Annotated in this window: 1 protein-coding gene; it reads left to right on the top strand. The window is 45.2% G+C overall.

Annotated elements, in window-relative coordinates; translation table 11 throughout:
- Nucleotides 1-67 precede the first annotated feature (67 nt).
- Nucleotides 68-250, top strand: a 183-nt coding sequence (locus SB775_RS32075; protein WP_410865329.1) for an MATE family efflux transporter, incomplete at its 3' end; no start/stop codon positions are given.

Genomic DNA, 250 nt, shown 5'->3' with positions numbered 1-250 from the left:
AGAGCCATTTGGCAGTTTTTTTCAAATCGTTTCAACGATATTCTTATGTAAATGAGGAAGAGCAATCATGCTAGAAACCTATTCATTAAAAGAAAAGTGGCGGCAGTTTCTGATTGTCCTGTTGCCGATCCTTATATCGCAGCTGGCGCTTTTCTCCATGACCTTTTTCGATACGATCATGTCCGGACACGCAAGCCCGACAGATTTGGCGGGAGTAGCGATTGGAGCAAGTCTCTGGGTACCTGTGCAG

The organism is Peribacillus sp. SIMBA_075 (assembly GCF_046534585.1).
This window is presented reverse-complemented; position numbering and strand designations above follow the sequence as displayed.